Genomic DNA, 12,413 nt, shown 5'->3' on the forward strand with positions numbered 1-12,413 from the left:
CTCAGCCCTTCCCGCGCTTCGCCAGCTCCTCGATGAGGACGGAGACGAGGCCCGTCCAGCCCGTCTGGTGCGAGGCGCCGATGCCCGCGCCATTGTCGCCGTGGAAATACTCGTAGAAGAGGATGTTGTCGCGCCACAGCGGATCGGACTGGAAGCGCTCGGTCCCGCCATAGAGGGGGCGGCGGCCATCGGGGCCGGGCTCGAAGATGGAGACCAGGCGGCGGCTGATCTCGTCCGCCACCTCGGCCAGCGTCATCATCACGCCCGAGCCGGTGGGGCATTCCACCTTGAAACGCTCGCCATAATGCGCGTGGAAGCGGCGCAGGCTCTGCACGGCCAGCATGTTCACCGGCATCCAGATCGGGCCGCGCCAGTTGGAGTTGCCGCCGAACATGCCGCTGCTGGATTCCGCGGGTTCGTAGGCGTCCACCAGCGTCTCGCCATCCACCTGCAACGCATAGGGGTGGTCGCGGTGGCGCTGCGAGATGGAGCGGATGCCGTGTGGGGAGAGGAACTCCTGCTCGTCCAGCATGACGGCGAGGATGCGCCGCAGCCGCTCCTCGCTCAGGAAGGAGAGAAGGATGGTCTGGTCCAGCCCGTCATGCGTCTCGCTCGCCTGTTCCAGCAATTCGGGCTGGCGGCGGAGGAACCAGCGCAGCCGGTCGCGGAACACATCCTCGAAATCATCCTCCAGCGCCGGGATATCAATGGAGGAGACGGGAAGCAGCGGCGTGAGGCCGACCAGGGAGCGTACCTTCAGCTTCTGGTACTGCCCGTGCCGCAGGGCCACGTCGAAGTAGAACCCCTCCTCCTCGTCCCAGAGGTCGAGCGCACCATCGGTCTGGCGCGTCAGGTGGTTCATGGCGTCGGCGATGTAGAGGTAGTGCTGGAGGAACTTCACCCCGATCTCGATATAGACCTTGTCGTGCTTGGCGAGCTCGATCGCCATCTCCATCAGGATGAGGGCGCAGAAGCCCATCCAGGACGTCGCATCGGCCTGGTAGAGGCGGAAGCCCTGGCGTTCGGCCGCGGTGCGGTCAATGACGCCGATATTGTCCATCCCCAGGAAGCCGCCCTGGAAGAGGTTGTTGTTGTCCGCGTCCTTGCGGTTCACCCACCAGGTGAAGTTCATGAGCGAGCGCTGGAAGATGCGCTCCAGGAAGGGCACGTCGCCCTTGCCGGTCTGGGCCAGTTCGCGCTTGTAGATCTCCCAGGCGGCCCAGGGGCCGACGGGCGGGTTCACATCCTCGAAGGCCCATTCATAGGCGGGCACCTGGCCGGTAGGCGACATGTAGAATTCGCGCGTCAACAGGCGCAGTTGTCCCTTGGCGAAGCCCGGGTCCACCTGGGCGAGGACGACGCAGTGGAAGGCCATGTCCCAGCTCGCGAACCAGGGATACTCCCATTTGTCGGGCATGGAGAGCACGTCTTCGGCGTAGAAATGCCGCCATTGCGCGTTGCGGCCGGTGGCGCGTTCGGGCGGCGGCGGGTAGCGGTCGCCCTTCAGCCATTCCTCGACGACGTAGTGATAGAACTGCTTGCTCCAGAGCATGCCGGCCTGGGCCTGGCGCATGATGGCGCGGCGTTCGGGCGTGGTGTTGGTGGGCAGCACGGCGTCGTAGAAGGCATCGGCCTCGGCGGCGCGGGCGGCGAAGACGGCGTCGAAATCCGCGCCGATCGTGGTGGCGGCCGCGTCATGGGTGAGGCGCAGGCGCAGCACCCAGCTCTCGCCGGGGGCGAGGGTGCGGCGGTGCAGGGAGGCCGCCTTGGTCCCCTCGCTGGCGGGGTTCACGGCGCCGGCATTGCCATGCATCACGAAGTCGTGGAAGGCGTCCTTGGGGTAGGCCGGCCCGCCCTCGGCGCCGAAGAGGCGGCGGATGTTCGTCTCGTTCTCGCAGAAGAGCAGGCGCTCGGCGCCCTCCGCGACCAGGCGCATGGGGCCGAGCGCGAGGTGGCTGGCCTCGACCACGCCCTCGCCCGCGGCGCGCAGGCTGGGCCTCTCACTGCCTTCCGCCCAGCTCCATGTGTTGCGGAACCACAGCGTCGGCAGCAGGGTGATCTCGTGCGGATCAGGCCCGCGGTTGGTCACGGTGATGCGCGCGAGGATGTCGGCCACCCCGCGCTTGGCATAGGCGATCTCGACGTCGAAATAGCGATCCTCGTCGAAGATGCCAGTGTCGAGCAGCTCGTATTCCGGCGCGCGCGGGTCGGTGGCCTTGCGGCGGGCGTTCTCGGCCACCAGGTCGCCATAGGGGAAGGCGCGGTGCGGATATTTGTAGAGCATCCGCATGTGGCTGTGAGTCGGCGTGTTGTCCTGGTAGAAATAGTATTCCTTCACGTCCTCGCCGTGATTGCCCTCGCTGTTGGTCAGGCCGAAGAGCCGTTCCTTCAGGATAGGGTCGGCGCCATTCCACAGCGCCAGCGCGAAGCACAGCCGCTGCTTGTTGTCCGAGATGCCGCCCAGCCCATCCTCGCCCCAGCGATAGGTGCGCGAGCGCGCATGGTCATGCGGGAAATACTCCCAGGCATTGCCATAGGGGCTGAAATCCTCGCGGACCGTCCCCCATTGGCGCTCGCTGAGATAGGGGCCCCAGAGGGCCCAATCCTCCTGGCCCGAATCGCGGCTCTTGATGCGCTCGGCTTCGCTCATGGCCTGGCCTTCCCTGTCTCGTCTTGGGCTTCCACCAGCGTCCAGGCGCGCAGCGCCTCGGCCACGGACCAGGCCTGGGCGATGCAGCCGCGCGGGGCGTGGGGTGGGTCGCCTTCATAGATCTCGTTCAGCGTGCCGAGGCCCTGGCGTCGTGTCTCACGCCCCATGGCCTCCAGCCGCAGCCGCGCCACCTCCACGCTGCCGCCGGCGGCCAGGTGCGCCTCGATGAAGGGGCCGGCCAGCCAGCCCCAGACCGGCCCCTGGTGATAGCCGCCATCGCGCGAGGCCGAATCCCCCCATAGCTGCCGCGATAATCCGGGTGCGCAGGGTCGAGGCTGCGCAGCCCGCAGGGGCCGAGCAGTGCGCTTTCGCAGGCGGCGAGCACCGCCAGCCGCCGGTCCAGCGGCAGCAGCTCCGGCCGGAGGCTCGCGGCGAGGATCTGGTTGGGCCGCAGCGTGGCGTCATGGCCGTCGGGCCCGTCCAGCACGTCGTAGCAATGGCCGGCCCCGGGGTTCCAGAAGCGGGCGAAGCCCTCACGCGCCGTGTGCGCGAGGCCGGCATAGAGGCTGGCATCGCGGCCCAGGCGCGCGAGGCTTTCCGCCATGACGCGCAGGGCGTTGTACCACAGCGCATTCACCTCGACCGGCTTGCCGATGCGCGGCGTGATCTCGCGCCCATTCACCCGCGCATCCATCCAGGTGAGCTGCACCCCCGCCTCGCCCGCGCGCAGCAACCCATCGGCCGGGTCCACCGCGATGCCATAGCGCGTGCCGCGGCGGTGCCAGGCGATGATCTCTTCCATCACCGGCAGCAGGGCCAGCAGGGTGGCGTCGTCGCGCGTGGCGGCGTGGTATTTGCGGATCGCGTCGAAGAACCAGAGCGTCGCGTCCACCGTGTTGTATTCGGGCGTCTCGCCGCCATCGGGGAAGCGGTTGGGCAGCATCCCCTGGTCCACGAAGCCCGCGAAGGTGAGCAGGACGGAGCGCGCGATCTCCGGCCGCCCGGTCGCGAGGGTCAGCCCGGGCAGGCTGATCATGGTGTCGCGGCCCCAATCCGCGAACCAATGGTAGCCCGCGATGACCGAGTGCCCCGCCCGCCCCTCGGCGTCCCGCCGCGCGATGATGAACTGATCCGCCGCCAGAGCCAGTTGGCGCACCCAGTCGGGCGCCGCGGGATGGAGGTTGGCGAAGCGGGCCAGCAGCCCCGCCTCTCGCGCGCGGGCGCGGTCCAGCGCCGTGGCATCGGGCGCGGCGGGTTCGCCGGCGGACAGCACCACCTGCGCGCGACCGCCTGGCGTCAGCGTCAGCGTGAAGCTCACCGCATGGTGGTGGTCCTGCCGGTCCTGCAGGCCGCGCTCCCGCTCGCGCGGCAGGTCGAAGCCGCGGAACCAACCGGTGCCGCGATGGGCCTCGGCGCCCTCGGCCGCGATGTGCAGCGGCGTGGCACCGGGGAAGGCCAGCACGCGCGCCGTGCCATCCCCCAACGCCACCTCCGGCTGCCAGGAATCAGCGGTGGTGCGGGAGTGGTGGTCCCGGTGGTCCACCAGCGCCTTCAGCGTCAGCCGCACCGGGCCCGCCCCGCGCACCAGGCGATACTCCACGCGGGTGATGTTGCGCCCCGCCTCCATCCAGAGGCGCTTTTCCAGCACCTCGCCGCCGCAGGCGAAGCGCCAGCAGGGGATGGTGCCTTCCAGGCGGAAGCTGTCGAGGGAGCGGTATCCCTGCGGCGAGGTGACGCCCCCCACCCAATTCAGCGTGGCGAGTTCGAAGCGGCCGGAGGGGGTTTCCACCTCCTCCAGCAGGGCGGCGGCCAGCAAGGTTCGGGCGGGATGCGGCTCCAGCGCCGCCACCAGCAGCCCGTGATAGCCGCGCGTGGGCGCGCCGGCCACGCTGCCCGAGGCATAGCCGCCGATCCCGTTGGTCACGAGCCATTCGCGCGACAAAGCCGCGCCAAGCTCGCCGCAGATGTCACGCCCGAGGATCATCGCCGTCACCTCCGCCTCACGCGTCAGGGCACCAGCACGAGCATGAGGTAGATGCCGAAGAGGGCCAGGTGCACCGCCCCCTTCAGCATGTCCGTCTTGGCCGTCCCGAAGGTGAGGCCCGCCGTCACCAGCGTCAGCACCAGCATGATCATGTGTGCCTGGTCGAGGCCCAGCACGATGTCATGCCCGATGAAATGCCCCACCAGCAGCACCGCCGGCACCGTCATGCCGATGGTGGAGAGCGAGGAGCCGAGCAGGATGTTCACCGAGCGCTGCAAATGGTTGGCCCAGGCGGCGCGCAGCGCGGCCATGCCCTCGGGCGCCAGGATCAGCACCGCGATGATGACGCCCGTCATCTGCACCGGCACGCCCAGCGCGCGGTCCACGCGGTCCAGCGCCTCGGCCATGTCATGCGCGAGCAGGGCCACGGGTATGATGGTCAGAACCAGGAAGAGGGCGTGGCGCGCCACCTTCACGCGGCTGGCGCGAGGTGTGGCCGCCTCTTCCGGCGCGGGGCCGCGATGGCCGCCCGTCACCTCCGCCGCCGCCTCCGCGAAGAAGGAGCGGTGGCGGCTGGTCTGCAAGGCGAGGAACACGCCGTAGAGGAACAGCGTGATGACGCCCAGCGTCGCCGCCTGCGCGAAGGAGAGCGTGGCGTCCGGCGTGGAGGTGGTGAAGTTGGGCAGCACCATCGCGCAGATGGCCAGCGGCGTGAGCACCACGAGGAAGGAGCGCGCGCCCTCCAGGTTGTAGATCTGCTGCCGGTGCCGGAACCCGCCCAGCAGCAGCGCGGCGCCGAGCAGCCCGTTCACGATGATCATGACCACGGCGAACATGGTGTCGCGCGCGAGGGTTGGCTCGCTGTCGCCCACCAGCATGACGGAGAGGATCAGCGCCACCTCGACCGTGACGGCCGAGAGCGTCAGCACCAGCGTGCCCAGCGGCTCGCCCAGCTCGTGCGCCACCGCCTCGGCATGGCGCATCACGCCGATGGCGCCCCAGAGGATGGTGGTGAAGAGCACCACGACAATAATGAAGGACTGGCCCAGGCCCGTATGGCTGTGCGCGTCATGGCCCATGAGCGTCATCGCCAGGAACACCGCCCAGGCGACGCCCATCGGGCCGAATTGCTGCATGGCGGTGAAATGGGGCGCGCCATGCGCCGCCCCATGCGCTTCCGTGGAAGTGTGGCTCAAAACCCGATGATCCCGCGCAGATAGTCCCGCGCCTTGCGCGCATGGTCGAGGGGGTTGGCGCGGGCGGGGTCCTGCTCGGCCTCCACCACCAGCCAGCCGGCGAAATCGGCATCGGCCAGGGTTTGCAGGATGGGCCGGAAATCAATGGCGCCATCGCCCGGCACCGTGAAGGCACCCTCCATGATGGATTCCTGGAAGCTCAGGCTGCCCGCGGTCCCGCGCGCGATCACGTCGGGGCGGATATCCTTCAGATGCACATGGCGGATGCGCTTCGCATGGGCGCGGGCCATCTCCAGCGGGTCATCGCCCGACCAGGCCAGGTGGCCGGTGTCCAGCAGCAGATGCACGCAGGAAGGGTCGGTGGCCGCCATCAGCCGGTCCACCTCGGCACGGGTCTGCACGCCCGTGCCCATGTGGTGGTGGTAGCAGAGCTGCATGCCGCGCGCCTTGGCCATGGCGCCGAGCTTGTTCAGCCCGCCCACCAGCGCATCCCATTGCGCGTCGGTGAAGATGGGCTTGTTGGCGAGCGGCGTGACGGGCTGCTGGTGCACCGCCCCGCCGAGTTCGGCCACCACCACGTCGGTGCCGCCCATCTCCTGCATGAAGTCCATCTGGGCGATGAAATTGTCCACCGTCCGCTGTTCCATGCTGCGGGCGGTGAAGAGGGTGCTGACCCAGGGCTCGCTCACGCGCAGGCCGCGCCGGGCGAGTTCCGCCTTCAGCACCGCCCGGTCCTTCGGGAAGTTGTGGCCGATGGAGCAGCCCTCATAGCCGGCCAGCGCCATTTCGCTCATGACCTGGCCCCAGCTCGTCTCATTGCCGAGCAACGGGAAGTCATCATTGGTCCAGCAGGTGGGCGTGATGCCCAGCATCACCTTGTCACGTTGGAACATCGTTTCCCTTCCCCCCGGGACATCCGCCCCGCACGTTTCCGCCAGCCCTGTGGCGTGGGTTGGAACAGGAAGCAAGTCTCGTCCGCAAGAATTGAGGAGAGATTGATGCCGGCCCCGCGTCGCCATCATCACGCCCGCGAAACCAAGGATTCCTGACACCTCGCCGCAGGCAGGATGCACGCGGCCAAATCGCGCCGCAAGAAGGTTGCGTGCCTTCCCCCTCCCGCTTTCGCTTGACACCTGTGGGTGAGGGCCACGACCATCCGGCCACCACGGAAGGCGGCCGGCATATACCCGCCAATCACATTGCGTTAAACACCTTTGCTTAAAGAGACATCTTTACTTCAGGAGAGGGGAACCGTCCGTTGAGCATCGTCAAACGCAGCATAGACGCGGCCCTTGCCCAGCGGCTGGTGGACGCCGCCATCGAGGCGGCCCGCGCGGGCGGCAAGCCCATGTGCATCGCCATCATGAACGAGGCGCGGCAACTCAAGGCCTATCACGCCATGGACGGCGCGCCCTTCGTCTCGGAGGACATCGCGATCAACAAGGCCTGGACCGTCGCCTCCTTCGGCATCCCGACCCATGCCTGGTGGGATTTCATCAAGGAGGACGGGCCTTTGCTGCACGGCGTGGTGCAGACGCCGCGCGTGGTGGTCTATGGCGGCGGCTATCCCATCATGGAGGAGGGCCAGATGATCGGCGCGATCGGCGTCTCGGGCGGGCATTATTCGGACGACATGGCGGTGGCGCGCGGGGCACTCGAAGCCCTTGGCCTGCCGGTCGGCTGACACCCCTTCCCTCTCGCGCGGAAAGCACCCCCATGGGCTCCAACATCACCCTGCCCAAATTCGAACAGGTCGTCGTCGAGGACGGGCTGAAGGACGGCTACTGGATCGACGCCGTGGACATCAATGGCGACGGCAAGCCCGATTTGATCGTCTCCGGCCTCGCGATCGGCGAGGTGGCCTGGTACGAAAACCCCGGCTGGCAAAAGCGCATCATCGGCCAGTTCCAGAAGCCCGTGGCGCTGGACCACGCGGACCTGACGGGCAATGGAAGGCCGGACTTCATCATCTGCCACGACTATGGCGAGTGCATGTTCCATTGCCGCGACGGCGACGGGAAGATCTCCTGGCTGCAGAACCCGGGCGACCCCTCGGGCGATGGCCATTGGGCCACGCATCCCATCGCGCCGCTGATGGCGACGCACCGGCTGCGCCTCGGCCATTTCACCCGCACCGACCGGCTGGAGCTGATGGCGCTGCCCGTGGTGGGGCCGCAGGGCGGGCTGACCGGCGTGCACGCGCCCGTGCGCGTGATGCTCTACCCCGTGCCCGAGCAGCCGGCCCAGCCCGAGGGCTGGGAGGGCACGCTGGTGGACGAGGTCTCCTTCCGCATCATCCATGACGTGCAGGTGGGCAAGTTCCGCCCGGGCTCGGACCTCGACAGCGTGATCCTCTCCAGCGAGGAGGGCGTCACCTGGTTCTATTATGACGGCGCCGCCTGGCAGAAGCGCCATATCGGCACCGGCGAGACGGAGGAGGTGGGGCTGACCGGCTTCCTCGGCACCGGCAATGCCGCCACGGGCCGCATCGGTGACGACCCCCAGGCCTATGTCGCGACCATGGAGCCGTTCCACGGCAACGTCGTGGCCGTCTATGTGAAGGAGCCCGGCTCCACGCTCGAATCCGGCCCCTGGAAGCGGCATGTGCTGGACGTCTTCGGCGACCCGAACGAGGTGGGCGAAGGTGCGGGCCACCATGTCGTCTGCGCCGATTTCGACGGCGATGGAGATGACGAATTCCTGGTGGCGCTGCGCGGGCCGCGGCCCTGGCAGGGCGTGTTCTACTACAAATGCGTGGACCTGGAGAAAGCACTGTTTGTGAAGCAGCGCGTGTCGTGGTCATCCGCCGCGCGCATCACCGTGGCCGATTTCGACGGTGACGGGCGGCCGGATTTCGCCACCACCGGCTACTACACGCCCGGCTACTTCCTGGCGGAGAACCCGCAGGTGCTGGTGTTCCTGAACCGGACGGGAGACGCCTGACGGCGCCTCCTCCGCACCTCGCTCAGCCCGGCGCGATGCGCGGCGGCATGGCCCACATGCCATAGCCTGCCGGCTTCGCACCCGCCGGGTTGGCGCCGATGGCGGGCCAGAGCAGCCCTTCCGTGTAGGAGATGGGCGACACCACATGGTCCTGGTCGCGCGGGGATTGGCCATGCGCCTCGCGCCAGGCCTTGGGCAGCTGGTACCAGCTGCCGACATACCACATGCGGATGATGTTGCGGGCGACGGGGCCCAGCCGGTCATCGCTCATGATGAGGCGGCGCAGCTCCGCCTCATGCTTCGCCGCATCGCCGCCCGCGGAGGCGCGCGCCTCCTCCGCCGCCAGCAGCAGGTCGCGCATCACGCCCCCGCCCACGATGCCGGTCGCGGTGGTGAGGTAGGCCTCCGCCTGGCCCGTGCCGCGCAGGCGGTGGCCGGTGAAGCCGGTCAGCGCCTCGGAGAGCGCCAGGAAGCCGTCGAGCATGTCAGCCATGGGGGATCTCATAGGTGGGGGCCGCGTGGGTGCCATCGCCGAGCGGCTGGCGCATGATCTGGTAGTAGAGCTCCTTCAGCTGGAACATCCCGCCCACCGCCTCGACGAAGAGGGCGGGCTCGCCCTGGAAGGCGCGGGTCAGCAGGGAGAGGAAGTCGCCATAGGCGCGGTTGAACTCCTCGGCGCCCTGGCGCAGCGCGGAGCCTTCCGGGAAATCCGCGATCCGCGCATTGGCCTTGATGGGGAACACCGCATCCCAATCCACCGCCACCTCGCGCCCCGTGGGCCGGCCACGCGCATCGCCCTTCTGGTAGTAGCGGCCGAGCAGGAGCTGCTCGAAGCGGTAGTAATGCGCGATCTCGCCCTCATAGTCGAAGATGTTGTCGGTCACACCCTCGCCCTGCTCCGAGATCAGGCGGATGGCGGCCTTGGCGGAGGCCAGGTCCGTCACCGCCATCAGCCCGCCGCCAGCGGAATAGTAGTATTCCGGCGTGATCTGCCGCGCCGGGTCGCCGCTGAACAGCGCATCGCCCATCTCGGCGTGCAGGCGTTCGAGGCCTTCCTCGATGGCCTGGTAGAATTCGCCGATGCTATAGAAATGCTCTTCCTCATGGCCCGGGACGTGGCGGGCGCGCACCGCCGTGCCATGGCGCTTGTGGCCATTGTGGTGCGCGCGCTTGCGGCCCTTGTGGATGGTGTCCACGCCGGGCGTCGCCCCTTCGGCCGGGCGCTCGATCTTGAGGAAGGTCTCGATCGCGGCACGGCTGAAGGCCTGGCAATCCACCTGGAAGTCCGTCTCGCCATCGGGCAGGTAGGCCGGGTAGAGCGGCACGAAGCCCGGCACCGTCAGGTCGGGCGTGCCACCCACCGCATTCAGGATGTTGGCCGCCAGCGTCAGGTGCAGCATCTCCTCCACCGCGACGGCGCGCAGGATGTGGAAGGCCTCCGTATTCGTGCCCGGCTTGATGGAATAGAGCGCGTTCAGATAGGGCGGGATCGTCGCGTGCTCGAGCTGGATGGCGGCTTCGAGGTGCCGGTGCAGCCCGGCCTTGTCGGTGATCTTGGTGAGGCTCACGCGCGGGCTCCCGTGGTGGTGGCGGCGGGCGCGTGGGTGCCGAGCCCGGCCAGGATGGCATCGGCCGTGCGGAAGCACAGCGCCGCCAGCGTCAAGGTGGTGTTGGCGGTGCCGATGCTGGCCATGGAGCCGGCGCCGGCCAGGTAGAGGTTCGGGTGGTCCCAGCTGCGCTGCGTCGAATCCACCACGCTGTCCCGCGCGCTGGTCCCCATGATGTGCGTGCCGGCCCAATGGTTGCCGCCGCGCAGCACATAGCCCTCGCCATCATGGGTGACGTAGCCGGGGGCCAGCGGGTCGTAATGCGTGTGGTCCTCGGCGCCCAGCCGCTGGAAGATACGGCGCGACAGGCGGCGCGAAAAGGCGGCCGTCTCCAGCGTGTAGGGCGTGGCGCCGAAGGAGATGACGGGGCGCGGGTTGCCCATCTGGTCCACCCAGCGCGGGTCCACCGAGATGCGGTTGCTCTCGTCCGGCAGCACCTCGATCATGCAATCGAGCAGGAATTGCCGCGAGACACGGTCGATCAGCCCCTGGCGCAGCGCCGCGCCGAAGCGGTTCTCGTGCTCGACCAGATGCTCCAGATCCGAATAGGGCGAGCCGGTGGCCCAGCCCCAGCCGTCATTGTGGATGGAATAGCGCACGGCCGCGTGATGCCGGCGATAGGCGCCGGTGCGGATATCCTCGATGCCCGCCGTGCAGATCGGCCCACGCAGCGCGCCCGCGGGCCGGGGCATCAGCGCCCAGGTCAGCAGGTACATGTGGTCCATCAGGTTGCGGCCCACGAGGTTGCTGCTGCCCGGCAGGTCGGAGGCCAGCATGAGCCGGGCGTTCTCGACGGCATTGGCCGCCAGGACGAAGACCTTGGCGCGCACATGGCCCACCCGGTGGCCGGGCGCGTCAGGGTGGTCATAGGTCTTGAATTCCAGTTGCGACACCTGGCCCGTCGCGCCATCCACCTCCAGCCGCGAGGCGACGCTCCAGGCCAGGAGCTGGACGTTCCCCGTCTCCAGCGCCGCATAGAGGGTGCGGCGCGCGTCATACTTGGCCTGGACGGGGCAGATGGGCACGCAGTTGGTGTTGCCCTGGCAGCGCTCGCCCTTGTCCTCCTGGTGGGTGCTGACGGCGCCCACGGGCTTGTAGCCGCGGCCTTCGTCGTAGGCCGGGTTGGGCACGCCATTGCGCGCCTGCGGCGTGGAGCGGACCTTCAGCGGGAAGGTCTCGCCCGCCAGCGTCACCTCCATCCCGTCCAGGTCGCGCGCGATCATCCGGTCGAGGTAGGAGAGCGGCATCTTCCGCATGGGCAGCACATAGCCCGGCCCGAAATCGAGCCCGCCATATTGCTGGTCCTCGACATCGCCGGCGACGCCCAGTTCGCGCTCGGCCGCGCGGTAATGGGCGTCGAGGTCGCTGTAGGCCAGCGGCCAGTCCCGCCCCTGACCGAAGAGGCTGCGCATGCGGAAGTCATCGGGCAGCATCCTGAGCGCCTTGCCCTCCCAATGGCGCGTGGTGCCGCCGAGGACGCGGGTGTAGGTGCTGTCGATCTCGAGCGGCCCCATCTGCACCAGGTAGCCATCGGTGTTGGAGGCGCCGGGCTGCAGCCGGCGCGTCTCGTAGTCCCGCGGCATGGGCGCGTTGCGGGGGTTGGCGTAGGCCGAGTTGTTGTCCTTGCGCTGCGACCCGTAGAAGCGCTGCACGCTCTCCTCGTAGTCGGCGACCGTGATCTCGTTGCCCGAGCCCGCCTCCAGCACCAGCACCCGGCAGCCCCGCGCGCCCAGCTGCTTCGCGATCACCGCGCCGCTGACGCCGGAGCCCACGATGACCACGTCGAATTCCTGCCCCGCCACCGCCTCGAAGCTGGTCAGCGCGGGGTCCTTGCCTGATGTCGTCATCGTGATCCTTCAGGGGCTGGGCCCGCCGGGAGGGCAGGCCTGGCTGTGGGCGATAGACAGGCGTGCAGCTTGGCTGTCACAGGCGCCAAGCTGGGGCCAGAGAGATTAATGTCCAGTGTCAGCCGGTACACCACGATTTTGCGGGAAGATTGTTTCGCGTTTCCTCAAGCGTGCCAGGGACACGGC

General features: G+C 68.5%; 8 protein-coding genes and 1 pseudogene. 2 read left to right on the forward strand and 7 right to left on the reverse strand.

The window, feature by feature from the left end; all coding sequences use genetic code 11:
- Position 1: 1 nt before the first annotated feature.
- The 4 genes and pseudogenes from ICW72_RS07075 to iolE form a co-directional block, all read right to left on the reverse strand.
- Positions 2 to 2,650 (reverse strand): MGH1-like glycoside hydrolase domain-containing protein, encoded by a 2,649-nt coding sequence (locus tag ICW72_RS07075; protein ID WP_191085556.1) that lies wholly within the window; start codon positions 2,648 to 2,650, stop codon positions 2 to 4.
- Positions 2,647 to 4,634: pseudogene (locus ICW72_RS07080) on the reverse strand (amylo-alpha-1,6-glucosidase). Before ICW72_RS07080 ends, ICW72_RS07075 begins: the two are co-directional and overlap by 4 nt.
- Positions 4,635 to 4,657: 23 nt before the next feature.
- On the reverse strand, positions 4,658 to 5,770 hold the full coding sequence (locus tag ICW72_RS07085) for a calcium:proton antiporter (protein WP_191085557.1): 1,113 nt from the start codon (positions 5,768 to 5,770) through the stop codon (positions 4,658 to 4,660).
- Between the two features lie 56 nt (positions 5,771 to 5,826).
- Entirely contained in the window at positions 5,827 to 6,723 is an 897-nt protein-coding gene (gene iolE, locus ICW72_RS07090; protein ID WP_191085558.1) for a myo-inosose-2 dehydratase, read from the reverse strand.
- A 365-nt stretch (positions 6,724 to 7,088) separates the two neighbouring features.
- On the opposite strand from iolE, the gene ICW72_RS07095 reads away from it, so the two are divergent.
- Both ICW72_RS07095 and ICW72_RS07100 read left to right on the forward strand, forming a co-directional pair.
- Positions 7,089 to 7,514: a GlcG/HbpS family heme-binding protein gene (locus tag ICW72_RS07095; protein ID WP_191085559.1), complete on the forward strand. Its 426-nt coding sequence runs from the start codon at positions 7,089 to 7,091 to the stop codon at positions 7,512 to 7,514.
- Positions 7,515 to 7,546: 32 nt separating this feature from the next.
- Positions 7,547 to 8,773: an FG-GAP repeat domain-containing protein gene (locus ICW72_RS07100; RefSeq protein WP_191085560.1), complete on the forward strand. Its 1,227-nt coding sequence runs from the start codon at positions 7,547 to 7,549 to the stop codon at positions 8,771 to 8,773.
- Positions 8,774 to 8,795: 22 nt separating this feature from the next.
- Here the strand turns inward: ICW72_RS07100 and ICW72_RS07105 are convergent, their stop codons facing one another.
- From ICW72_RS07105 to ICW72_RS07115, 3 genes are read right to left on the reverse strand one after another with little or no spacing between them, the layout of a single operon-like run.
- A complete protein-coding gene (locus ICW72_RS07105) occupies positions 8,796 to 9,266 on the reverse strand; it encodes a hypothetical protein (protein ID WP_191085561.1) in 471 nt (156 codons plus the stop codon).
- The gene (locus ICW72_RS07110; RefSeq protein WP_191085562.1) at positions 9,259 to 10,341 is read right to left on the reverse strand and encodes a ferritin-like domain-containing protein; all 1,083 of its coding nucleotides are present in this window, start codon (positions 10,339 to 10,341) and stop codon (positions 9,259 to 9,261) included. The genes ICW72_RS07105 and ICW72_RS07110 overlap by 8 nt, the downstream gene beginning before the upstream one ends.
- A complete protein-coding gene (locus ICW72_RS07115; RefSeq protein WP_191085563.1) occupies positions 10,338 to 12,227 on the reverse strand; it encodes a GMC family oxidoreductase in 1,890 nt (629 codons plus the stop codon). Before ICW72_RS07115 ends, ICW72_RS07110 begins: the two co-directional genes overlap by 4 nt.
- Positions 12,228 to 12,413 lie beyond the last annotated feature (186 nt).

Origin of the sequence: Roseococcus microcysteis (assembly GCF_014764365.1) — a bacterium.
Classification (GTDB): Bacteria; Pseudomonadota; Alphaproteobacteria; order Acetobacterales; family Acetobacteraceae; genus Roseococcus; species Roseococcus microcysteis.

Excerpts from the sequence above, each read along its gene's own strand:
- ICW72_RS07115 (WP_191085563.1), bottom strand. The coding sequence starts at position 12,227 with ATGACGACATCAGGCAAGGACCCCGCGCTGACCAGCTTCGAGGCGGTG.
- iolE (WP_191085558.1), bottom strand. The coding sequence starts at position 6,723 with ATGTTCCAACGTGACAAGGTGATGCTGGGCATCACGCCCACCTGCTGG.
- ICW72_RS07085 (WP_191085557.1), bottom strand. The coding sequence starts at position 5,770 with ATGCAGCAATTCGGCCCGATGGGCGTCGCCTGGGCGGTGTTCCTGGCG.
- ICW72_RS07100 (WP_191085560.1), top strand. The coding sequence starts at position 7,547 with ATGGGCTCCAACATCACCCTGCCCAAATTCGAACAGGTCGTCGTCGAG.
- ICW72_RS07105 (WP_191085561.1), bottom strand. The coding sequence starts at position 9,266 with ATGGCTGACATGCTCGACGGCTTCCTGGCGCTCTCCGAGGCGCTGACC.
- ICW72_RS07075 (WP_191085556.1), bottom strand. The coding sequence starts at position 2,650 with ATGAGCGAAGCCGAGCGCATCAAGAGCCGCGATTCGGGCCAGGAGGAT.